At 63.5% G+C, this 23,261-nt stretch carries 21 protein-coding genes and 1 tRNA gene; 8 read left to right on the forward strand and 14 right to left on the reverse strand.

Annotated elements, in window-relative coordinates; all coding sequences use genetic code 11:
• The first annotated feature begins 5 nt into the window (after positions 1 to 5).
• Positions 6 to 1,091 (forward strand): hydrolase, encoded by a 1,086-nt coding sequence (locus tag FA94_RS07245; RefSeq protein ID WP_081935746.1) that lies wholly within the window; start codon positions 6 to 8, stop codon positions 1,089 to 1,091.
• A complete protein-coding gene (locus tag FA94_RS07250; protein ID WP_035548398.1) occupies positions 1,084 to 1,683 on the forward strand; it encodes a DUF2946 family protein in 600 nt (199 codons plus the stop codon). Before FA94_RS07245 ends, FA94_RS07250 begins: the two co-directional genes overlap by 8 nt.
• 24 nt (positions 1,684 to 1,707) lie before the next feature.
• Here FA94_RS07250 and FA94_RS07255 read toward each other — a convergent pair whose 3' ends face one another.
• A complete protein-coding gene (locus tag FA94_RS07255) occupies positions 1,708 to 3,420 on the reverse strand; it encodes a M48 family metalloprotease (protein WP_035548401.1) in 1,713 nt (570 codons plus the stop codon).
• Between the two features lie 165 nt (positions 3,421 to 3,585).
• Between FA94_RS07255 and moaC the strand changes: the two genes are divergently transcribed.
• On the forward strand, positions 3,586 to 4,062 hold the full coding sequence (gene moaC, locus FA94_RS07260; RefSeq protein WP_035548404.1) for a cyclic pyranopterin monophosphate synthase MoaC: 477 nt from the start codon (positions 3,586 to 3,588) through the stop codon (positions 4,060 to 4,062).
• Positions 4,063 to 4,133: 71 nt separating this feature from the next.
• On the opposite strand, the gene FA94_RS07265 is transcribed toward moaC, so the two are convergent.
• The 8 genes from FA94_RS07265 to recA all read right to left on the reverse strand — a co-directional run bounded on the left by FA94_RS07265 (position 4,134) and on the right by recA (position 12,581).
• Positions 4,134 to 5,918, reverse strand: a complete 1,785-nt coding sequence (locus tag FA94_RS07265; protein WP_035549484.1) for a PglL family O-oligosaccharyltransferase — start codon at positions 5,916 to 5,918, stop codon at positions 4,134 to 4,136.
• 136 nt (positions 5,919 to 6,054) lie between these two features.
• The gene (locus tag FA94_RS07270) at positions 6,055 to 6,678 is read right to left on the reverse strand and encodes a pilin (RefSeq protein ID WP_035548406.1); all 624 of its coding nucleotides are present in this window, start codon (positions 6,676 to 6,678) and stop codon (positions 6,055 to 6,057) included.
• A gap of 131 nt (positions 6,679 to 6,809) precedes the next feature.
• On the reverse strand, positions 6,810 to 7,514 hold the full coding sequence (locus tag FA94_RS07275) for a TerC family protein (RefSeq protein ID WP_035548409.1): 705 nt from the start codon (positions 7,512 to 7,514) through the stop codon (positions 6,810 to 6,812).
• A gap of 145 nt (positions 7,515 to 7,659) precedes the next feature.
• Positions 7,660 to 8,541 carry a succinate--CoA ligase subunit alpha gene (gene sucD / locus FA94_RS07280; RefSeq protein WP_035548412.1) on the reverse strand — a complete coding sequence of 294 codons (882 nt, stop codon included), beginning with the start codon at positions 8,539 to 8,541 and terminating at the stop codon, positions 7,660 to 7,662.
• Positions 8,542 to 8,669: 128 nt separating this feature from the next.
• A complete protein-coding gene (gene sucC, locus FA94_RS07285; protein ID WP_035548413.1) occupies positions 8,670 to 9,839 on the reverse strand; it encodes an ADP-forming succinate--CoA ligase subunit beta in 1,170 nt (389 codons plus the stop codon).
• Positions 9,836 to 10,576, reverse strand: a complete 741-nt coding sequence (locus tag FA94_RS07290) for a DUF2889 domain-containing protein (RefSeq protein WP_035548415.1) — start codon at positions 10,574 to 10,576, stop codon at positions 9,836 to 9,838. The genes sucC and FA94_RS07290 overlap by 4 nt, the downstream gene beginning before the upstream one ends.
• 189 nt (positions 10,577 to 10,765) lie before the next feature.
• The gene (recX, locus tag FA94_RS07295; protein ID WP_035549487.1) at positions 10,766 to 11,497 is read right to left on the reverse strand and encodes a recombination regulator RecX; all 732 of its coding nucleotides are present in this window, start codon (positions 11,495 to 11,497) and stop codon (positions 10,766 to 10,768) included.
• Between the two features lie 7 nt (positions 11,498 to 11,504).
• Positions 11,505 to 12,581: a recombinase RecA gene (gene recA / locus FA94_RS07300; protein WP_035548417.1), complete on the reverse strand. Its 1,077-nt coding sequence runs from the start codon at positions 12,579 to 12,581 to the stop codon at positions 11,505 to 11,507.
• Positions 12,582 to 12,810: 229 nt separating this feature from the next.
• Here recA and FA94_RS07305 point away from each other — a divergent pair, with 229 nt between their 5' ends.
• The 4 genes from FA94_RS07305 to FA94_RS07320 all read left to right on the forward strand — a co-directional run bounded on the left by FA94_RS07305 (position 12,811) and on the right by FA94_RS07320 (position 17,202).
• Positions 12,811 to 13,599 (forward strand): response regulator transcription factor, encoded by a 789-nt coding sequence (locus tag FA94_RS07305; RefSeq protein WP_035548418.1) that lies wholly within the window; start codon positions 12,811 to 12,813, stop codon positions 13,597 to 13,599.
• 9 nt (positions 13,600 to 13,608) lie between these two features.
• Entirely contained in the window at positions 13,609 to 15,147 is a 1,539-nt protein-coding gene (locus tag FA94_RS07310) for a sensor histidine kinase (protein ID WP_035548419.1), read from the forward strand.
• A gap of 234 nt (positions 15,148 to 15,381) precedes the next feature.
• Positions 15,382 to 17,040: an MFS transporter gene (locus FA94_RS07315; protein ID WP_035548421.1), complete on the forward strand. Its 1,659-nt coding sequence runs from the start codon at positions 15,382 to 15,384 to the stop codon at positions 17,038 to 17,040.
• An 85-nt stretch (positions 17,041 to 17,125) separates the two neighbouring features.
• Positions 17,126 to 17,202 (forward strand) — tRNA-Met (locus FA94_RS07320).
• A 152-nt stretch (positions 17,203 to 17,354) separates the two neighbouring features.
• Here FA94_RS07320 and FA94_RS07325 read toward each other — a convergent pair.
• Positions 17,355 to 17,693: a type II toxin-antitoxin system PemK/MazF family toxin gene (locus FA94_RS07325; protein ID WP_035548423.1), complete on the reverse strand. Its 339-nt coding sequence runs from the start codon at positions 17,691 to 17,693 to the stop codon at positions 17,355 to 17,357.
• 6 nt (positions 17,694 to 17,699) lie between these two features.
• Positions 17,700 to 17,987: an AbrB/MazE/SpoVT family DNA-binding domain-containing protein gene (locus FA94_RS07330; RefSeq protein WP_035548425.1), complete on the reverse strand. Its 288-nt coding sequence runs from the start codon at positions 17,985 to 17,987 to the stop codon at positions 17,700 to 17,702.
• 324 nt (positions 17,988 to 18,311) lie between these two features.
• Between FA94_RS07330 and FA94_RS07335 the strand changes: the two genes are divergently transcribed.
• A complete protein-coding gene (locus FA94_RS07335; protein WP_035548427.1) occupies positions 18,312 to 18,674 on the forward strand; it encodes a hypothetical protein in 363 nt (120 codons plus the stop codon).
• A gap of 80 nt (positions 18,675 to 18,754) precedes the next feature.
• On the opposite strand, the gene FA94_RS07340 is transcribed toward FA94_RS07335, so the two are convergent.
• From FA94_RS07340 to FA94_RS07350, 3 genes are all read right to left on the reverse strand, one after another.
• Complete coding sequence (locus FA94_RS07340) at positions 18,755 to 20,335, reverse strand: methyl-accepting chemotaxis protein (RefSeq protein ID WP_035548429.1); 1,581 nt, start codon at positions 20,333 to 20,335, stop codon at positions 18,755 to 18,757.
• Between the two features lie 333 nt (positions 20,336 to 20,668).
• On the reverse strand, positions 20,669 to 22,807 hold the full coding sequence (locus FA94_RS07345) for a phosphocholine-specific phospholipase C (RefSeq protein WP_035548431.1): 2,139 nt from the start codon (positions 22,805 to 22,807) through the stop codon (positions 20,669 to 20,671).
• 46 nt (positions 22,808 to 22,853) lie between these two features.
• Complete coding sequence (locus FA94_RS07350; RefSeq protein ID WP_231584866.1) at positions 22,854 to 23,249, reverse strand: hypothetical protein; 396 nt, start codon at positions 23,247 to 23,249, stop codon at positions 22,854 to 22,856.
• Positions 23,250 to 23,261 lie beyond the last annotated feature (12 nt).

Here is a 23,261-nt window from a genome sequence, read left to right on the forward strand (position 1 = left end):
CCGGCATGAGCACGCCCCGCAAGCATTCTCCCGATCCTGAGCCGGCGGAAACCCTGACTCATTCAGCGCCCACGTCGTCCGGCGCGGCGCGTGTCGTGGCCGCGGCCGTCGAATCGTTGTACCGCGCGCCGCTCTGGCTGCCGAACCGGCATGCGCAGACCATCGTGCCGTCACTGTTCGCGCGCCGCCCCACGGTGGCGTTGCGTCGCGAGCGGTGGGATACGCCGGACGGCGATTTCATCGACCTCGACTGGGTGGTGCATGACGCGCCGACGGCGCCTGCCGCCGACGCCCCGCTCCTCGTGCTATTCCACGGCCTCGAAGGCAGTTCAGCCTCGCACTACGCGATGTCGCTGATGGCCGCCGCGCGCGAAGCCGGCTGGCATGGCGTGGTGCCGCACTTTCGCAGTTGCGGCGGCGAATTGAATCGCTTGCCGCGCTTCTATCACCTCGCCGACAGCGACGAAGTCGATTGGGTGCTGCGGCGTCTGCGCGCCGCGCACAATGGGCCGATCGTGGTGGCGGGCGTGTCGCTCGGCGGCAATGTGCTGCTGCGCTGGCTCGGCGAGCGGCGCGAAGAGGCCGCCTCCCTTATCAGCGCGGCCGCGGCGATTTCAACGCCGATCGATGTCCATGCCGGCGGCCGCGCGTTGTCGCAAGGATTCGGCCTCGTCTACGCGCGCAGCTTTCTGAAGACGCTCAAGCAGAAGGCCACGCAGAAGCTGGGTCAGTATCCCGGCCTGTTCGATCGCGACACGATGCTCGCGAGCCGCAACATGTACGAGTTCGACAACGTCGTCACCGCGCCGCTGCACGGCTTTCGCAATACCGAAGACTACTGGAGCCAGGCGACCACCCGTCCGCTGCTGCCGCATATTCAGGTGCCGACGCTGGTGCTGAACGCGCGCAACGACCCGTTCCTGCCGGCGGAAGCGTTGCCGTCGCGGCACGAGGTGTCGGCGGCGGTGGAGCTTGAACAACCGAAGCACGGCGGCCACGCCGGCTTCATGACCGGACCGTTCCCGGGTCGCATCGACTGGCTGGCGCGGCGCGTGTTCGGCTACCTGGAGCGGCACGTCGACCATGGATGACATCGTCAAACAGGCTCTGGCCAAATGGCCCAATGTGCCGAGTTGCACCGGCTGGCTGATGCTCGACCGGCGCGGCAACTGGCGCATGCGCGACGAGGCCGCGCAGGCGAGCGGCTCGCCCGGCACGCCGATCCGGCACGAGGCGCTGCTTGGTTTCATCAACCGCAACTATGCCGCCGATGAGCACGGGCAGTGGTTTTTCCAGAACGGTCCGCAGCGGGTTTATGTGGAGCTGGGTTATACGCCGTGGGTGGTGCGATTCGCGGCCGATGCAAATGCCGCTGCCGATGCTAATGCCGGGCATGACGCGCTCGCGCTCAAGGACCAGGCCGGCGACAGCTTCGATCCCGCCGCGGTGTTGATCGATGAAGAAGGCGGCATTCTGTTTGCCGATCACTCGACACCGCCTAGAGTCGCGGTCCTGCACGATCACGATCTGGACGTGTTCTCCGATCACGCCGAACTCGCCGACGACGCAATGAGCGGTGAATTCCGCTGGAACGACGGTGTGGTGTTGCCGCTGCAAGCGGTGCGCCGCGCCGAGGTGGCCACGCGGTTCGGGTTCGTGGCCAGTCCGGCGGCAACGGTCTAAGCTTCCGGTTGCTTCGAGCAGCGTCTAGCTCTTCTCGTCCAGCCGCTCCTCTTTGTAGCGGCTTTCCATCTCGTGCAGTCGCGCGTCGACGGTCGCCAGATCGTAGTAGCCGATCGCCTTCATGTCCCGCGCGTCTTTCAATTGCCGGATTGCCGAAGGCCATGCGCCTTCGAGCGCGAACTTCTCCGCCATCGCCCGATGCTGCGTCAACGCATCGCCACTGCCCGCGCTCGCCTGGGCGAGATACAGCCACCACGCCGGCTGGTCGGGATGCGCGACGGTTTCCTTCTGCGCCAGCGCCTGCGCCTCGGCAAAACGCCGCAACGTCAGCAAGGTGCGGATATGCATGTCGATCGCGGCATTCGACTGCGGCCAACGCTGCTGCGCGAACTCGGCGAGACGGACGGCTTCGTCGTCGCGGCCGGCGCGCCGCGCGATGTCGGCGGCCAGCACATCGAGGCTCGGTGAACTCCGCGCCGGCTCGCCCTCGGTCTGCTCGCCCGTGATAAACGCCGCGCGGCACTGCGCGAGCGACGCTGCGGCTTCGTCGTAACGCTCCAGCAGCATTTGCCCATACGCGATGCCGTACCAGTTCGCCGCCACGTTGACCGCGGTCCGGTCCTCGATTTCAGAACGCAAACGCGAAATCTCATCCGCGTACTCGCTGCTCGACTGCTCCTGCAGCAGACGCGAACGCGCCCGCACGAAGCCGTATTCGGACGCCTGATGCGGTTGCCGGTAGGGCGCGCGGCGCGCCCGATCTTCCATGTCGGCGATCCGTTCGCCCGTCAGCGGATGCGTACGCGCGTAAGCCGGAACGCCCGCGTCGCTCATCGACGCCCGATCGAGACGGCCGAAGAAGGTGGTCATCGCGTACGGATCGTAGCCGGCGCCGGCCAGCAGCAGAAAGCCGACGCGGTCGGCTTCGTGCTCGGCCGAGCGCGAGAAGCGCAACTGGTTGTCGACCGCGTAGGCCTGGCCGCCGATCGCAATCGCGCTGCCGAGGTCGCCGCTGTGCGCGAGCACGCCCGCCAGCACGCCGAACAGCACGGCGGCGAGCGCGGCATAGCCGCTGCGCTCGCCGGTCGTGATCATCCGCGAAATGTGGCGCTGCAGGACGTGACCCATTTCGTGACCGAGCACGGACGCGAGTTCCGACTCGGTTTGCGTCGTCACGATCAGCCCGGTGTTCACGCCGATGAAACCGCCCGGCAGTGAGAACGCGTTGATCTGCGCGTCACGCACCGCGAACAGATCGAAGTCGGGACGATAGCCGCCGATATAGAGCGCGTTGGCCGCCGCGGCGAGTTTCGCGGCGACGGAGTTCAGGTAGTCGCGCACGAGCCAGTCGTCGAGATAGTCGGGGTCGCGGCGCAATTCGCGCATCACGCGCTCGCCGAGTTTGCGCTCGGCTTGCGGCGTTAGAGAACCGGCGCCGCCGTTGCCGAGATCGGGCAACTGCTGCGTGACGAGCGGCGCGCGCCAACTGGTATTCGCGCCGGACTGACCGGAAAAGCGGCTCTGCGCGCCGCCGTACACGCCGAATACGCCCTGCGCGATGTCGGGCGGCACGATGGGATCGGCGTAGGCGTCGGTTGGGCCGCTGACCAACGGCGGTTCAACCGACTGCGTGTTGAGCGACAACCGACTCGAATTGCCGTGCGATTGCGCGAACGCGCCCGGCGGCGCAATGAGCGCAACGGATAACAACGCAGCGAGAAACCGTTTCGGACGCATCGCGAGGTCGATGGGACGGAGTCGAAAGGCGACGCCCGCTGCTCGGAATAAGATAGCGGGCAGTACAGGGTAATTGTAATCATTCGACGCCCGGAATCGGGTGTTCGTGTTTCGAACGGTCGCCGCGCCGCTGCTATGATAGGCGCCCTCTGAAGGAGCCCAACCATGCCTGAACTCACTCATTTCGACGCTGCCGGCCAGGCGCATATGGTGGACGTCGGCGGCAAGCAGGAAACCAAGCGCATTGCCGTGGCGCGCGGCTCGATTCGCATGCTGCCGGACACGTTCGCGCTGATCCGCGACGGCAACGCGAAAAAGGGCGACGTGATCGGCATCGCGCGTATTGCCGCGATTCAAGGTGCGAAGCGCACCGCCGATCTGATCCCGCTGTGCCATCCGCTCGCGCTGACGCGTGTGAAAGTGGATTTCGAACTCGATGAAGCGCTGCCCGGCGTGCATTGCACGGTTCAGGTGGAAACGCTCGGGCGGACCGGTGTGGAGATGGAAGCGCTGACTGCCGTGCAGGTGGGACTGCTGACGGTGTACGACATGTGCAAGGCGGTGGATCGGGGAATGACCATCACCGATGTGCGCGTGCTTGAAAAGCACGGCGGGAAGTCGGGAGATTGGGTGGCGGGTTGAGGAGGGCCTGCACGACCCTCGTCACCACCCAACTCCACCTTTGAAACTTTAAGACCGACAAACGCGGCGACTCAATCGTCGTCGCTATCGTCGTCCTGATTGACGTTGCTCGGCGGCACGCCATAGCGCTTCATCAGCTCCGCCTTGAAGCCCACCAGCGTCTTCTGCTCATCGCACAGTTCGTACAGGTAGCCCAACTGCGACGGCCAGTCGTTCAGCTCCAGCGCGAAAATCTTCAGGCGTTCAACCGTATCGAACGCCCCCGCCGTATCGCCGCTCAACGCCTGCAACACCGCATAACGGCGCAACACGGTTTCACCCGGCAGCAACGCCAGCGCCTGACGGTGCATCGCGAGCTTGTGCTGCAGATCCATCGAGTTCATCGGAAGCAGCGTCGCGAGACCATATTCGCCCCACGCCTGAAACAGGAACGACGGGTCCGCACGATACTGCTCGGCAGGACGCGAGCCGTAATACAGCACCTCGGCGCGCGCATAGTCGCGATACACCGGATACAGCGCGGCCAGCCCACCGAACACCACCACGGCAAACGCGCCGAACGACAGGCGCGCAGGCACGAGCCGCAGCGAGCGGGTTTCCAGCAAGCCGAATACGAACATGGCCGGCAGCAGGAAGAACATGTACTGCTGCGGATATTCGACCAGCGCGTGCATCACCAGCACGCCGATCAGCGAGATGCCGAACACGCGCGCCGCGCTGTGCGGCGCACGCACCACACGCACCAGCCAGGTGACCAGGCCGAACAGCACGATCGCGAAGCCGATCAAACCGGTTTTCGCCAGCAGGTCGACGAAGATGTCGTGCGAGTTATTGGCGATTTCAACGCCGCCGAGATTCTTCGCCAGCGCGAACTGATAACTCGGAAACTCACCCCAGCCGACACCCAGCAGCGGATGCGTCTTGAACATCGTCCAGCCGTACTTCCACAGCGCGAGGCGCGGCGCGATCTGACCGGCATCCTTGAAGCGCTCCGCCGCGGACTGACCCAGCTCCAGGTGATAGCGCACATTGGCCCAACGGATCAGCGCATTGACCACGACGAACAACAATGCCAGCACGATCGGCACGAGCCATTGACGGTTACTGCGACGAAGCAGCGGCTCGCTGCGCGTCTGCGCGAACGCCATCCAGAAACCCGCGACCACGATCACGCCCATTTGCAGCCACGGCCCGCGCGACACGGTCAGCGCGAGACCCACCGCGAAAATCGTCGATACGAGGAACCAGATGCTGACGGCAATGCGTCGCGACTGCACGAGGAACAGTGCGCCGGCCATCGCGAATGCAATGTACGTGGCGAGGTGATTCGCCTGCGCCATATTGCCGAACGGCCGACGCTCGACGGTAATGTTGTACGCCACCACGAACGGCGACACGCGCGTTTCGAGGTGAAACAACTGGATCACCTGACAGAACACCGCAAACAGCCCACCGAGAATCAACGCGCCCGCCGCCCAGCGCAGCGCGGTTTCGTCGAGCTTGACGCGCGCGAAGCCGTAGCCGGCGTGCACCGCCATGAAAGCCGCCAGCAGGAAGCCGCCGCCGAGCCAGTTCATCGACGGTTGCGTGACCGGCAGCAACACCGATTGCGCCACGACGACCAGGCCGAACAGCAACGGCACCAGCGCCACCACCGGCGACGCGAATGTGACGCGCGGCCTGGCGCTTGCCACCATCAGCACAACGCCCGCACCGGTCAGCAGGTGCAACGCCAGCGCCGTGAATTCGGCGTAGAAGGTCGGAATCGGATACGTATGGTTGACGACTGCATAAGGCAGCATCAACGCAAGGGCCAACAGAATGAGTGAAAGGTAGCGCGCGAATGGGGTGGGCATCGAGTAACCGGTGGGCGTCAGCAACCGGCGCACTATACAAAAAAATCCTCCTGCTGTGCGCCGGCCGGGCTGAAATATCCCGAAAATCAGCCTTTTACGTGCGCTCGGCTACTCATCCGACTACTCGCGCTGTCGCTCATGAACGGCACTCGGGCGGTGCGAGATTCGCTGACAGCGTGGACGCTTCCGTCGGAGCGGGTCCCGCGCCCGGCGCCGGCAGCGACGAGGCCGCTTTGCCGCCGGCGAAACACTCCCACGTGAGCGCGCCCGCCTGCATCGAACCCTTGCTCAACGCGATGCGCGCGGTCGGTGCGTCGGCATTGTCCGGTACCGACGGCACGAGCGTCAGCGTGTTCGACCCCGCGGGCGCCACGCGCGTGGTGAATGCGACGGTGATCTGACCGGTGTCGTCGTCGACGCGAACCGACTCGACGTTGCGGGTAGCGGTTGGCGATGCATACCCGCCGCTGAACGTGCTGCCGCTGGCCGCGTTTTCAGCGACGGCGAGACGCGCGGAGGTCGCCAGCGACAAGCCTTCGCCGACGCGGCTGCGCGCCAGATAGTCCTGATACGCGGGAATCGCATACGCGGCGATCACGCCGACGATCGCCAGCACGATCATCAGTTCGATCAGCGTGAAGCCGAGCCCGAGGCGGCGGCAGGCACGCGCGAGACGCGCGGACCAGCGCGCTCGCTCAATCGTAAAACGCGGGGGCAGCGAGGATTGGGAATAAGGGGAACACGGCAAGGTAACGTTCATGGGCAGACTCCTGAAACGAAAAACGCCTGCCCCACGGATCGGGGACAGGCGTTTCTATCGTAGCGAGAGGCGCCCGCGGCTCACAGTCAGCCGAATGGCTAACGTTGCGCCAGGTGCTCTGCGTTTATGCGCTACGCACTAGCGCGGTTGGCGTGACGCCGCTTGAGCAGATAACCCAGAATCACGACGAACAACGCACCCGCAATGCTCATGCCGTATTCGGCCAACGGCGTATCGAGAATCGGCCAACGGTCGCCGGCTGGATCGTTGACGATCAAACCGCCCGCGATCCACCCCAGCAAGGCCGCGCCGAGCGTGATGACGATCGGGAAACGGTCGAGCAGCTTCAACACCAACTGGCTGCCCCACACAATCAGCGGAATGCTCACGATCAGGCCGAAGATCACCAGCGCGAGCCGGTGTTCCGGATCGGCCGCTTCCGCCGCGCCGGCAATTGCGATCACGTTGTCGAGGCTCATCACCGCATCCGCGATGATGATGGTTTTGATCGCCGACAACAGCTTGTCGGCCGGTTTGACGTTCTCATGCGTGTCGTGCGCGGGCGCCATCAGACGCACGCCGATCCACAACAGCAGCAGGCCGCCCGCGAACTTCAGCAGCGGCACGTCGAGCAGCGCGACCGCGAACGCAATCAGCGCAACGCGTAGCACGATCGCGCCCGCCGTACCCCACAGCACGCCCCTGGTGCGCTGGGACGGCGGCAAGTTACGGCAAGCCAATGCGATGACAACCGCGTTATCGCCACCCAGCAGGATGTCGATCACGATGATCTGAATGACGGCGCCCCAATGGAGCGTGGCGAAAAACTCGAGCATGGGCGAAAGGCCGGGAAGTCTGGCGCACAGGCAATAAAAAAGCGGAGGAGTTTGCACTCCCCCGCTTTTTTTGAAACCGCACGCTCACGAAAGGATCTCGTAAGCGTATCAAAAAACGCGCGCTTACAGCGCGCGAATTTTGGTATTACAGCATCGCCTTCAGAAGACGCGCCATTTCCGACGGGTTCTTCGTGACCGTGATACCGCAGGCTTCCATGATTTCCAGCTTCGCTTCGGCCGTATCCGCACCGCCCGAGATCAGCGCGCCGGCGTGGCCCATGCGCTTGCCCGGAGGCGCCGTAACGCCGGCGATGAAGCCAACCACCGGCTTCTTCATGTTGTCCTTGATCCACTCAGCGGCATTCGCTTCGTCCGGACCACCGATCTCGCCGATCATGATGACGGCGTCCGTTTCCGGATCGTCGTTGAACATCTTCATCACGTCGATGTGCTTCAGACCGTTGATCGGGTCGCCGCCGATACCGACTGCCGACGACTGGCCGAGGCCGATCGCCGTCAATTGACCGACTGCTTCGTACGTCAGCGTGCCCGAACGCGACACGACGCCGATACGGCCCTTGCGGTGAATGTGACCCGGCATGATGCCGATCTTCAGTTCGTCCGGCGTGATCGTGCCCGGGCAGTTCGGTCCGAGCAGCAGCGTCTTGCTGTTCTTCGCGCGCATACGTGCCTTGAGCTCGATCATGTCACGGACAGGAATGCCTTCCGTGATACAGATCGCCAGGTCCAGGTCGGCTTCGACCGCTTCCCAGATCGCGGCAGCAGCGCCTGCCGGCGGAACGTAAATCACCGACACGGTCGCGCCCGTTTCAGCCTTGGCTTCAGCGACGCTAGCGTAGATAGGAATGCCTTCGAAATCTTCGCCGGCCTTCTTCGGGTTCACGCCTGCAACGTACGCTTCGCGGCCGTTTGCATATTCACGGCAAGCACGCGTATGGAACTGACCGGTCTTGCCGGTAATGCCCTGCGTGATGACCTTGGTGTCTTTGTTAATCAGAATCGACATGTATTGACCTCTGTTCGTTTGGCGTCATGCGATGGCGTCGCGAGGCGGAATGTTCTCGCCCGCGTCGCTCGCACGCCGCCATTCGTAATGCCTGGTTAATCGTGGCAAAAGCCGCCGTAGGACGAGGCTTACGCCTTGCCCGATGCAGCCGCGACGACCTTCTGAGCCGCTTCTTCCATGCTGTCCGCCGCAATGATCGGCAGACCGGATTCAGCGAGCATCTTCTTGCCCAGGTCTTCGTTCGTGCCCTTCATGCGGACCACGAGCGGCACCTTCAGCGACACGGCCTTCGACGCCGCGATCACGCCTTCCGCGATCACGTCGCAGCGCATGATGCCGCCGAAAATGTTGACCAGGATCGCGGTCAGGTTCGGGTTCTTCAGCATGATCTTGAACGCTTCCGTGACCTTCTCGGTCGTGGCGCCACCGCCCACGTCCAGGAAGTTCGCCGGTTCGCCGCCGAACAGCTTGATGGTGTCCATCGTTGCCATTGCGAGGCCAGCGCCGTTCACGAGGCAGCCGATGTTGCCGTCGAGCGAGATGTACGCGAGGTCGAACTTCGACGCTTCGACTTCAGCCGGATCTTCTTCGTCGATATCGCGGTACGCGACGATTTCCGGGTGACGGAACAGTGCGTTCGAATCGAAGTTGAACTTGGCGTCCAACGCGATGACCTTGCCGTCGCCGGTCAGGATCAGCGGGTTGATTTCGGCGAGCGACGCGTCGGTTTCCCAGAATGCCTTGTACAGGCCTTGCAGGATCGAACGGGCTTGCGGCAGCGAAGCGGCGGGCACGCCGATCTTCGTGGCCAGCTCGTCGGCTTCGGCGTCTTTCAGACCCGTTGCCGGATCGACAGCGATCTTGTGGATCAGCTCGGGCGTCTTTTCCGCAACTTCTTCGACGTCCATGCCGCCTTCGCTCGATGCCATCACGACGATCTTCTGCGTAACGCGATCGATCACCAGGCCGACATACAGTTCCTTCTTGATGTCAGCGCCTTCTTCGATCAGCAGGCGATTCACCTTCTGGCCTTCCGGACCGGTCTGGTGCGTGACGAGCTGCATGCCGAGGATCTGGTTCGAGAACTCGCGAACCTGTTCCAGCGACTTGGCGACCTTCACGCCGCCGCCCTTGCCACGGCCACCCGCGTGGATCTGAGCCTTCACGACCCATACCGGGCCGCCGAGCTCTTCCGCGGCCTTGACCGCATCATCCACCGAGAAGACCGGCTTGCCGCGCGGTACCGCGACGCCGAATTTCCGCAGGATTTCCTTACCCTGGTACTCGTGAATCTTCATGCGTGATTCCCTTCAGTCTGAGAGTTGGATTGAACTTCGTTTCCGCTGCCGTCGTTCATGCCGGACGCGTTGCCGCCCTTACCTGTCTGGCGGACTGCCCCGTCGCCTGACGATGCCACGCGCTCCACCGAACGCGGTGCGTGGCCATACCAGCGCGGATAAAACTGCTGCACCGCCTCGCCGTCGAAACGCAGCGCGTGGCAGCGTCCCAACTGGAATGGCGGTTTGTCGTTGGAATGCTCGTTCGAGCCGTCAGGCGATTCGTTTCCTGAACTGGCTTTCGCGCCTTTCGCGCTGTCACCGGTGCTCCACACCTCGCCCGCGAATGCCTGAATCGCGGCGGTCGGCAGGATTGCGCACAACTCGGTGAGATGGGTGCAACCCTCCGTGCCGCCGAGCAAACGGGCAGCCTCACGGCGGAAGTTTTGACGCAGATTGAGCCCGATGAGGGCACGGTAGGCGGGATTGCTGACCTGGCATAACCCTGGATAGGGCACCCAGTCGGACGACGCCTCGGCGTCGACGACATTGAGCTTGCGATCGATGGTGATGCGAAGCCAGAGTTCATGGATCGGCTGACCATTGGGCCGGACGCCCGACGCAAGCACCACGTCGCGCGGTTTTTCGTCGGTCAAGCACGCTTCCACATCCCACAGGCCATCGGCGCGCTCATAGGCTTCCGCTCTGATTGCGCGACGATGCCGCAACTGACGGGACACTGGCGGGGAGAGCGGCATGCGGGAAGGAAAGGCCGGATTGGAAAACCCATGAATTTTAGCATACTGGGTATTTGGTACAGGCCGGAATGCGCAGGCCCGCCCGGCGTGCGGCTGAGCGGGTTGAGCGCTATCTCGAAGAGGCTTCTTGCGGCGTGATTTGGCGTGATTCGGCGAGCCGTTGGCGGGCGACAGCGGCGGGTTGCTACCCTACTCCTCGTCGATGCCTCTGAGGATTTTGCCGATGGTTGCACCCGAAAAACCGCGCGACGCCAGAAAGCGCTGCTGCTTGGCACGCTCGGCGGGCGTTTCGGGAAGCTGGCCGAATTTTTTCTGCCAAACGGCCTGGGCGCGCGCGAACTCGGTCTCACGCAATTGCGCCTTGGCGTCTTCGACGAGCGTCGGGTCGACCGCGTGCTGCTTCAATTCACCGAGGATCCGGCTGGCGCCAAGACGCGACGAGCGGCGGTGAATCAGGCTTTCGGCGAAACGCGAATTGGATAGCCAGTTTTCGGCTTCCAACTGATCGAGCAGCGTGTCGAGCGAATCGGTTTCTTCGACGAACGATTTGAGCTTGCGCGCGAGTTCGGTACGGCTGTATTCGCGGCGAGAGAGATAGCCGAGCGCGCGTCCTTTTAGCGAACGGGCTGGGCGTTTGGAGTTTTTGGCTTCGTCCTGCTCCGGCTTCGCTTCGCCTGGCTGGCGACGCGAGCGGCTGTAGGTCGCCTCGGTGAATTCGGCGACCTCAGCGGTTTCGAAGGGATCCGAACCGGAAGGCAGGGAAGATTTAGACGATGCACGCCGCGAGTCATGGCCCTCGGCGCGATCATGCGCGTCGAACGATTCAAATGGATCGAACCGCTCCGACGAATCGTCCTGATCATCACGCGGGCCGTCCGCACTGCGTGCAGCATGAGACAACGGCCGGCCCTTGCGTATCACGTGATGGTTACTCTTCTTCGCCAGCGACTTCAGCACCGGCACCCGTCACCGCGTCGGCCATGGCATTCACGCCCAGCGATTCACGGATACGGTTTTCGATGTCACGGGCGATTTCCGGATTTTCGCGCAGGAATTCACGCGCGTTGTCCTTACCCTGACCGATACGTTCGCCGTTATAGCTGTACCAGGCGCCAGCCTTGTCGACGATCTTGGCTGCGACGCCCAGATCGATGACTTCACCCTGACGCGAAATACCTTCGCCATACAGGATGTCGAAAATCGCTTCGCGGAACGGCGGTGCGACCTTGTTCTTGACGACCTTCACGCGCGTTTCATTGCCGATCACTTCGTCGTTCTTCTTGATCGAACCGATACGGCGAATGTCCAGACGCACCGACGCGTAGAACTTCAGCGCGTTACCACCCGTGGTGGTTTCCGGATTGCCGAACATCACACCGATCTTCATACGGATCTGGTTGATGAAGATCACCAGGCAGTTCGTACGCTTGATCGTGCCGGTGAGCTTGCGCAGCGCTTGCGACATCAGACGCGCTTGCAGACCCGGCAGCGAGTCGCCCATTTCGCCTTCGATTTCAGCCTTCGGCACGAGTGCCGCGACCGAGTCGATCACGATCATGTCGATCGAGCCCGAGCGCACCAGTGCGTCGGCGATTTCGAGCGCCTGTTCGCCGGTGTCTGGCTGCGACACCAGGAGTTCGCTCACGTCCACGCCAAGCTTGCTTGCGTACTGGATGTCCAGCGCGTGTTCCGCGTCGATAAACGCCGCCGTGCCGCCGATCTTCTGCATTTCGGCAATGACTTGCAGCGTCAGCGTGGTTTTACCGGACGATTCCGGACCATAAATTTCGACCACACGGCCGCGCGGCAAACCGCCGACGCCCAAGGCGATGTCGAGACCGAGCGATCCGGTTGAAACCACCTGGATGTCTTCGATTGCCTCACCTGCGCCGAGCCGCATGACCGACCCTTTGCCGAACTGCTTTTCGATCTGCGCGAGTGCGGCAGCGAGTGCCTTGCTCTTTTCAGCAGTCAGTCCAGCCGAGCCTTTCTTGCTTTCTTCCATGAATCGTCCTTTGCTATGATGAACGGCGTCTGAGGCAGGTGTGCAGTCCACTTTGTGATGGCGACACACGAAACTCAGACACTGTATAAAAAAACAGTAGTTTTAGCAAGGCGATTCTCATGCGAACACGCATTTTTACCGTCGCACTGCCCAACTACCCACAATAATTTTCGGAGACCGCTGCGCGCCGGGGCACACCTCACGGTGCCGGCAAGGTGGCTGGCGCATCATGCGAATTCTGATTGCCGAAGACGACAGCATACTCGCGGACGGTCTGGTTCGATCACTCCGCCAATCGGCCTATGCCGTTGATCTAGTGAAGAACGGTGTCGACGCCGACACCGCGCTTTCGGTACAAACTTTCGACCTGCTGATTCTCGATCTGGGCCTGCCGCGCATGTCCGGACTCGAAGTGCTGCGCCGCCTGCGCGCGCGCAATTCCAACCTGCCGGTGCTGATCCTGACCGCCGCGGACAGCGTGGACGAACGCGTCAAAGGCCTCGATCTCGGCGCCGACGACTACATGGCCAAGCCCTTCGTGCTGACCGAACTCGAAGCGCGCGTGCGGGCGCTGACCCGGCGCGGCGCGGGCGGCGGCCCGACCGTGGTGAAGCATGGTTCGCTGTCGTTCGATCAGGTGGGCAGGATCGCCCATGTCAACGACCAGGTGCTCGACCTGTCGGCGCGCGAACTCGGCTTGCTCGAAGTGCTGCTGCAGCGGATCGGCCGGCTGGTCTCGAAGGAGCAACTGGTCGATCATCTGTGTGAATGGGGCGAGGAAGTCAGCAACAACGCGATCGAGGTCTACGTACACCGGCTGCGCAAGAAGATCGAGCCGAGCGGCGTGCGCATCATTACCGTGCGGGGATTGGGCTATTGCCTGGAGAAAGCCGCTTCGCCCGTCGACGCGAACCCGCCAGCCTCACCCGCGCAAGCGCGAACGCACACCCCCGCCGACCCCGAACCGCCCGCTGCGCCGCCGTCCGGCGCGATGCCGGCAAGTCACCACTTCAAATAGAGAGCGCCCATGTCCGCGCGCGAAGACCGTGCCGCGGCGCACGCGGCGGATCTCGACGAGGCGCGCGACGCCCGCTACGCGAACCCGTTCGCCCCGCCCGACGAAACCGAAGCCGCCGCCGAAGCGCGCCCGCGCTCGTTGTTCGGCGAAATTCTCGACTGGATGCTCGCGCCGCTCCTGCTGCTCTGGCCGATGAGCCTCGCGGTCACCTATCTGGTTGCCAAGTCGATCGCGAACGGCCCGTTCGACCGCGCGCTCGAAACCGACGCCTATGTACTGGCCCGCCAGATCCATCCGGTGAACGGGGTGGCAGAGCTGACGTTGCCCGACGCCATGCGCGATTTTCTACGTACCGACAACGTGGACCGCGTGTTCTATCAGGTGCTCGGCACGCGCGGCGAGCTGGTGGGCGGCGAACGCGACATGCCGCTGCCGCATGAAGAAGACCGGCCGCAACCGGGCCTCGTCGAGTTCCGCGACGACATGCTGCGCGGCAACGACATCCGCGTCGCCTATACGACCGTCGAATTCCCGCAGACGCCCGGCGCGCAGCCGGTGCTGGTGCAGGTTGCCGAAACGCTCGACAAACGTAGCCAGCTCGCCAACGACATCATCAAAGGCGTGATCCTGCCGCAGTTCGTGATCCTGCCGCTGGCGATCCTGCTGGTGTGGTTCGGTCTGTCGCGCGGCCTCGCGCCGCTGCACGCGCTGCAGGCGCATATCCGGGCGCGCCGGCCGGACGATCTGTCGCCGCTCGAAGCACGCCGCGCGCCGCCGGAAATCGAGCCGCTGGTGACCTCGTTCAACGACCTGCTGACGCGTCTCCAACAGAACATGGAGCTGCAGAAGCGCTTTATCGCCGACGCCGCGCATCAGATGAAAACGCCGCTCGCCGGACTGCGCACTCAGGCCGAACTGGCGTTGCGCCAGGATGCGTCGGCGGAAGTACACCGCTCGCTCGAACAGATCGCGACCAGCTCGGAGCAGGCGGCGCGGCTCGTCACGCAGTTGCTGGCGCTGGCGCGCGCGGAAAACCGCCTGTCGGGACAGATTTTCACGCCGGTCGAAGTGACTGAAGTTGCACGCAGTGCGGTGCGCGACTGGGTGCAGGCCGCGCTCGCCAAGCAGATGGACCTCGGCTACGAAGCGCCCGACGGACCCGTCGACGTGGACGGCAACCCGGTCATGCTGCGCGAAATGCTGTCGAACCTGATCGACAACGCGATCCGCTATACGCCGCCGGGCGGCCGCATCACGGTCCGAGTGAGGCACGACGTGGCCGCGCGCCGCGTGCATCTGGAAGTCGAAGACACCGGGCTCGGCATTCCGGTCGCCGAGCGTTCGCGGGTGGTCGAGCGCTTCTACCGGATTCTGGGCCGCGAAGCCGACGGCAGCGGGCTCGGACTGGCAATCGTCCGCGAGATCGCGACCATGCATGGCGGCGAGCTGACTATCGACGACAACGTCTATCAGACCTCGCCGCGACTGGTCGGCACCCTCGTTCGTGTCAGTTTGGCGGTGCATGAGCGGGGGCGGGACTTACCCTAACGGTGCCCGGGCAAGCAAAAACCTCAATTGAATATTGAGACACGATTGAACGACGTTGACCGACAATTTCAGCAAATTTAGCGATCTTGGCGGAAATTTCGCGTCACATGGAGAATCGCAATCTACCCCCGCCACGTCAGTACGCCGTAAGTTTCCACTCCAATAATCCCAGCACGGGCGATGTGATGGATGGACGCGCCACGTACATATCAATATTGAGATTGGAGACGATATATGGCTACCGTTGGCGGGCAAATCTCGCACGTGCCGATGACGCGCGATGAGAAGCGGGTGATCTTCGCATCGTCGCTGGGCACGGTGTTCGAGTGGTATGACTTCTTCCTGGCCGGCTCGCTCGCGGCCTTTATCAGCAAGAGCTTCTTCTCCGGCGTCAATCCGACCGCCGCCTTCGTGTTTACGCTGCTCGGTTTCGCCGCGGGTTTCGCGGTGCGGCCGTTCGGCGCGATCGTGTTCGGGCGCCTCGGCGACATGGTCGGACGCAAGTACACGTTCCTGATCACGATCCTGATCATGGGCTTCTCGACCTTCCTGGTGGGCTTCCTGCCGGGCTACGCGTCGATCGGCTTCGCCTCGCCGGTGATTTTCATCGCGATGCGGATGCTGCAGGGACTCGCGCTCGGCGGCGAGTACGGCGGCGCAGCCACCTATGTGGCGGAACATGCGCCGGCGGGACGCCGTGGCTTCTACACGTCGTGGATTCAGGCAACCGCCACGCTCGGCCTGTTCCTGTCGCTGCTGGTGATTCTGGGTGTGCGCACGGCGATCGGCGAAGAAGCATTCGGCGCCTGGGGCTGGCGCGTGCCGTTCGTCGCGTCGATCATCCTGCTGGCCGTGTCGGTGTGGATTCGTATGCAACTGCACGAATCGCCGGTGTTCGAGCGCATCAAGGCCGAAGGCAAGACCTCCAAGGCGCCGCTGACGGAATCGTTCGCCCAGTGGAAGAACCTGAAGATCGTGATTCTCGCGCTGGTCGGCCTGACCGCCGGCCAGGCTGTGGTCTGGTACACGGGACAGTTCTACTCGCTGTTCTTCCTGACGCAGACCATGAAAGTGGACGGCAGCAGCGCCAACATCATGATCGCGATCGCGCTGCTGATCGGCACGCCGTTCTTCCTGTTCTTCGGCTCGCTGTCGGACCGTATCGGCCGCAAGCCGATCATCATGGCCGGCTTGCTGATCGCCGCTTGCACGTACTTCCCGCTGTTCAAGGCACTGGCGCACTACACCAACCCGGCGCTGGAAGCCGCCAGCGCGCGGGCGCCGATCGTCGTGATCGCGAATCCGGACGAGTGCTCGTTCCAGTTCAATCCGGTGGGCACGTCGAAGTTTACGAGTTCGTGCGACATCGCCAAGAGCGCGCTCTCGAAGGCCGGCCTGAATTACGACAACGTGGCGGCACCGGCGGGCACGCTGGCCGAGATCAAGGTGGGCGATACGGTGGTCAACACGTATGACGGCAAGGCCGCCGACGCCAAGGACCAGGGCAAGGCGTTCGACAAGACTCTCGCCGGCACGCTGAAGACCGCGGGTTATCCGTCGAAGGCCGATCCATCGCAGATCAACTGGCCGATGAGCGTGGTGATCCTGACGATCCTGATGATCTACGTGACGATGGTCTACGGGCCGATTGCGGCAATGCTGGTGGAGATGTTCCCGACGCGGATCCGTTACACGTCGATGTCGCTGCCGTATCACATCGGCAATGGCTGGTTCGGCGGCTTCCTGCCGGCGACCGCGTTCGCGATCGTGGCGGCAAAGGGCAACATTTACTCGGGGCTGTGGTATCCGATCGTGATCGCGCTGGGCACCTTCGTGATCGGCATGCTGTTCGTGAAGGAGACCAAGGACTCGGACATCTACGCGCAGGACTGATACGCGTGATGAATCGCCAACTTGAAAAAGTTGTGCGCCGGGGGTTGACAGCCTCCGGCGTGGTCCGCATAATCTCGCTTCTTTCGGCGAATTAGCTCAGTTGGTTAGAGCGACGGAATCATAATCCGCAGGTCCGGGGTTCGAGTCCCTGATTCGCCACCAGTTGCAAGAAAAAGCCGCTGATCCGCAAGGTTCAGCGGCTTTTTTGTTTTTGGTTCGCCGTTGAAGCACACGAGGTCTTGGCGATAAAGCTGAACATCGCTCCCTCCCAAAACTAAGGCTCAAAAAAAGGCGCCATCTCTGGCGCCTTCCGATCACAGATCGAGGATCATTTTCACCGCATATTTCGCGGCTTCCATTTCTTCGTCTGTAGCCCGCTCCCCGTTGAACTTGAAGCCCCTAGCCTTGAAGGCAAGCGTGGTGATCTGGTCGACCAGGGCCACACCCGGCCGCGCAAGACTGGAGAGCGGTATCTCCGTTTCCCACCCTCTCATCGAAGAGGTGATGGGCAGCCCTGTAACGCGTCCGGTCAGCTCATTGAATTCCAGCGGACTGAGCACCAGAACCGCTCGATACCCGTCCTGCTCGTTGCCCCTACTTGGCCCAATGTAGAGCCGGATGATGTCGCCAGCTTCCGGTATGTCGTTCTGCATGCGCTCCTACCATTTGTCGAATCGCGCCGGGTCGTCGGGTCCACCGAGTTCCGAGCCGTGCGGTTCGCCAAAGTCGATCGTCTCGTGCGACACAAGCTTGCTCTCGCGGAGTTGCTGCAAATAACGTTCGCGCGAGAAACGCCTGATTGCCGTGTGCGGACGAATCGTCACATTCCCGTCCTGCACTTCGACGTCTACTTCCTGACCTTCCGTGAAGGCCACCTCGCCGGCGACACTCGCGGGGATCCGAACAGCAAGGCTATTTCCCCAACGCTTTAAGGTTTGAATAGCCATAAGGTCCGCACTCCATCATTCAGAAGCTGCCGGTCAACGCCGCCGGTAACTTCTGACTCTCCGGTTAAAGGGGTCATACGTTGATACTGCGTTGATACACAATCTATCCTATGCCTGGATCACCAGTGTGTCAACGTCGTTGATACGGCATACGTACAATCCATTCAGGCCGGTTCCCTTGTATATCCATACAGTATATCTCCGGTCATGCGTGAACTTCTTCGAATTGCTTGCGGTCTTGAAAGACAGCCGTGTCATGCCCGTGACGCGATCGGCCGATGGCCTTCCAACAGCCCCAAATCGCAACTTCAAGGAGGTTTCTTGATGAAGTCCCGCACCGCCAAGCTCGCCGCCGCAGCCGCATCCGTCGCCCTCCTGGCCGCCGCATCAGCGCCACCCGCCCAAGCTCAAGCTCAATCCCAAACCCCACCCGACAGCCAGTGGCGCCCCACTCCGACCACGCTCTCCACGCTCCTGCAGGACGGCTACAAGATCGTCGCCGTCGTCAACAGCGCGCGCGGCAGCGCCGGGACAGCCGACACGATTTTCGTCCAGCGCGACCAGAGCGCGTTCAAATGCATCGACCCGCAGCCGCCGGAAGCCAGAACGAAGACGCCAACCACGCCCCCGGTCTGCTACGAACTGGTCCCGCCATCAGGAGCGCCGGTGCCTTCCGAATCGAAGTAGCCGCTACACGCGTAAGCGCATAGCGCCCTGCCTAACTCATCCGAACAACCATCGGCAAGCGCTAGCCGCCATCGCCCACCTCACCCGCGCCCGGCCTCCAGCCTGAAAAACGCGATCGCCTCGTTGAGCTGCCGCCCCTGACCCTCCAGCGACTGCGAAGCCGCCGCCGCCTCTTCAACCAGCGCGGCGTTCTGCTGCGTCACGGTGTCCATCTGCGTGATCGCCTGGTTCACCTGCTCGATGCCGCGGCTCTGCTCGCCGGTGGCCGCCGCGATCTCACCCATGATGTCGGTTACGCGCGCCACCGCGTGCGTGACTTCCGCCATCGTGCTGCCCGCCTCCTGCGCGAACGACGAACCGTCGCGAATCTTCTCCACCGACGCGTTGATCAGATCCTTGATCTCCTTTGCCGCCACCGACGAACGTTGCGCCAGACTGCGCACCTCGCTCGCCACCACGGCGAAGCCGCGCCCCTGCTCGCCCGCGCGCGCCGCCTCGACGGCCGCATTCAGCGCGAGGATATTGGTTTGAAACGCGATCCCTTCGATGATCCCGGTGATATCCGCGATCTTCGCCGAGCTCGCGCTGATGTCGCCCATCGTGCCCACCACGCGGCTCACCACCTCGTTGCCCTTCTGCGCGATCTCCGACGCGTTGGTCGACAACACGCTCGCCTGCTGCGCGCTATCGGCGTTATGACGCACGGTCGCGGTCAGTTCCTCCATGCTCGACGCGGTCTGCTGCAACGACGACGCCTGCTGCTCCGTCCGCGACGACAGGTCCACATTGCCCGCGGCAATCTGACTCGAGCCGGTCGCGATGCTATCCGCGGCAAAGCGCACCTGGCCGATCAGCGTGACGAGGCTCTGCTGCATCGCGCCCATCGACGCCAGCACACTGCCCTCCGGCGCCTGCCGCGCCCCCGCCACCGGACTCAGATCGCCCTTGGCGACCCGCTGCGTGACTTCGCTCAATGCCGCAGGCTCATCGCCCAACGCACGCGTCAGGCCACGCGTAATCAGCACGCCGGCAATCGCCGCCACGCCGGTCGCGAGCAGGCAGATCGCAATCAGCAGATTGCGCTGCCGGGTATTGCGCGCGTCCGCATCCTGCACGCTCTGTTCGGCCTGGCTGTGCGTGTAATCGACGTAGTCGTTGGTGGATTTGATCAGCGCCGCCAGCAACGGACGGCATTCGTCGTTGATCTTGGCAACCGCTTCGTCGCGCTTGCCGTCCGTTGCGAGCGCAACGATGCCTTGCGCGACCGGCGTGTACGCTGCCTCGACGCGGCTCATCTCGGCGACCAGCTCGCGCGCTTTGCCGGACGCGTCGGCGGCGGTGTCAACCATCTGCCTGAGTTTGGCGAGGCGCGTCTGCACGTCCTGCTGGGCTTGTGCCTCGGCAGTCTTCTCGACCTCGAAGTCTTGCGGCTTCGTGGCCAGCGCCATGTTGCGGGCCGCAATGGCGCGGCGATCGACCGCGGTACGCACCCGTGACGCCAGTTCGGCGCGCGCGCTGATACCGGAGACGTAATCCGCGAACCGCTGGTCCGCATCGTTGAGAGAATTGACCGCCAGGCCTGACACGAGCAGGACGCTTGCCGCGAGTACCCCGAAGGCCGTCGCAAGCCTGGCTTTGACGGTGAGCTGTTTATTGTTCATTGGTTTGGTCTTTGATGGACGGCTTGGTAAGCGAAAAGAGAGGCCGTCCACTGGCTCTTTCCGTCTACGGGTAACCACGGGTAGCGCGTTGCGCGTCAACGGTGATCCGAACATGCAGGCGGCATTATCCACGCGAAAGCAGCGGGCGAAAAAAATGTTGGAAATCAGATACAAAGCGGCGTATCGCGACGTCGGGTCACACGACAGTCAGCATCCGTTGGGATAAAAAAAAGGGAGTCAGCCCTCGCTGACTCCCTGAAGTGCCACTTCTCGCGCTATTCGCGCGCTGCTGCTGTTGCTTGCTCGCTGCCGTTACTGCTCCAATCCGTTCGCTTAGCTCGCCACACCCATCGCCGGATCGCTGATGCTGTCCTTGCCGGTTTCCACGCGGCCGGCAAAGCGCCGCGAGAAGCCGCCCGCCATCGTCAGCGTGAAGTCGTACCAGCCGCCGGCAGCGCCGACCGACCAGTACGGCTCGACCTGCATCCCCGCCGGCACCGCGTAGGTCCACGGACCGTCGCTGCGATACGCGTTCGACGTGACCGTCACGTTGGCGGCCGCATTACCGACGTTCATGATCGTCAGATACACCGCGTTGTTGTTCACGTCGTAGCAGACCCGCACTTCCGGATTCGGCCCGGTCGCGACGCTCGCCACATTGCCCTGGAACGCGCGATGAAAACCGTTCGGCCCGAGCACCCACAGGCTGTAATTGCCTTGATCATCGGTGAGCGCGCTCCACGAATCCGACAGTTCCTTGCCGGCTTCGACGGTGTACCGCCGCGGCACGCGGTCGAGATGCAACTGGTCGTACACATGGAACACCGCGCCGGCCGTACCGGTATTGCTGAAGATCAGCCAGATCAGGCCGTCCTGCGTATCCGCATTGGCGCTCACGTGCAACAGATACGGCAGCGCGCGCGACGGCCGCGACATCAACGCCTGGGTCGGCATCTGCTGGCTCGCCGCCGCCGGCACGGGCACCGCGCCGAGCGCGCTCTGCTGCACGTTCTGCGCGTCGGCCTGGGCCTTGGTCGGCGCGGGCAGCGCCGCCACCGGCGCATCGTTCGGATTGCGGAAATTGAACGTCGAGGTCAGGTCGCCGCACACCGCGCGCCGCCACGGACTGATGTTGGTTTCAGTCACCCCGAAGCGTTGCTCGAGAAAGCGCAGCACCGAGGTATGGTCGAACACCTGCGAGTTGACCCAGCCGCCGGTGCTCCACGGCGACACGACGAACATCGGCACGCGCGGCCCCGGTCCGAAGGTCTGACCATCCGGCACGAGCGGCGACGAATCGCCCGACGGGTTGGTTTTCGTAAAGTACTCGTACTGCGCGTTGACCGTCGTTTTACCGGCGAAGGTGCCGTCGGCATTTTTGGTCGGCGCGTCCGGCGGCGGCATGTGGTCGAAGAAGCAGTCGTTCTCGTCGTAATTGACGAACAGTACGGTCTTGCTCCACACGTCGGGATTCGCGGTCAACGTATCGAGCAGCAGTTGCAGGTAGTAGCCGCCCTGCCCCGGCGTCGACGCGCCCGGATGTTCGCAGTACGCCTGCGGCGACACGATCCAGCTCACCTGCGGCATCTGTCCCGCCGCGATGTCGTCTTTCAGCGATTGCAGGAAGCCGCCGTCGGGCATGGTATTGCCGATGCCCTTGTACAGCGGCGCCACCGCTTCGAGCGACTGCGTGTACGGCAGCAGCGGCGAACCCGGCAGCGTCTCGTTGACCTTGCGATAGGTCGCGAAGCCGGCGAGCGAGTTGTCGGTGTAGTTGTCCGGCATGTTCTGGTAGACCTTCCAGCTCACGCCCGCCGCTTGCAGACGTTCGGGATACGTCGTCCACGTGAGGCCGGTCGCGGATGCGCCGAGGCCGTCCCAGCCGTCGTTGTTGACCACCGGATTGGAGCCTGCGCTCGCGCCGTTGGTGCCGGTCCACAGGAAGATGCGGTTCGAGTTGGTGCCGCCATGGAGCGAGCAGTGATAGGCGTCGCAGATCGTGAACGCATTTGCCAGCGCCACATGGAACGGCAGGTCGGACTGGTTCAGATAACCCATCGACACATCGCCCTTGGCTTTCGGCCATTGCGTCATGCGTCCGCTGTCCCACGCCGCGTGCGCGTCGGTCCACGAGTGCGGACCGCCCGCGAGCAACGCGTTGCCCTTGGTGCTGTCGAGGTAAAACGGCAGCACGGTGCGGGTGCCGTCGTTCTGCTGGAACACGGTCGTGCCGCCAGGCTGCGGAATCGTGAAGCGGTCGCTAAAACCACGCACGCCCGGCAGCGTGCCGAAGTAATGGTCGAACGAGCGGTTCTCCTGCATGAAGATCACGACGTGCTGCACGTCGTTGATGGTGCCGGTCGCGTTGTTCGCGGGAATCGCAAGCGCGCGGCGAATCGCGGGCGGAAACAGGCTCAGCGCGGCAGCGCCCGCGGCGCTGCGCAGGAAAGTACGGCGGTCCAGTGAGGTCATGTTGGGCGTGTTGGGGTCGTCGTCGGAATGGGGGCGCGCACGTGGGTCACGGCGCGCAGACGAGTTGCGTGTTCTGCAACGGCTGCACGGCACTCGCGCCCAACGCGGCGCAGGCGCCGGAAGCGGGCGCGGCGACGATCGGCACCGCCGCGCTCGCGCCGCCCGCGCCGGCCGCCGCGTTGTTCGCGGCAGCGGGACTGCCGCTGGAAGCGCTTGAACCGCTTGCACTGCTGCCGTTCGAGCTGCCGTCGCAACCGGCCAGCGCGACGCAGCACAGCGCGCACAAGGCCGCGGCGCTCAGCAGGCCGCGCTTGCGCGCCGGCCCGTGACGCGTGCCGGCTGCGGGCATCTCACAGACCGCCTGCGCGCCGCGCGTCTTGCGCGGCTTATGCAGCCGCTCATGCGACGGCTGCGCGTTCGGGAAAGAACGTGTCGGGTTCATCGCGAGACTCCG

Origin of the sequence: Burkholderia sp. 9120 (genome assembly GCF_000745015.1) — a bacterium.
Taxonomy (GTDB): Bacteria; Pseudomonadota; Gammaproteobacteria; order Burkholderiales; family Burkholderiaceae; genus Paraburkholderia.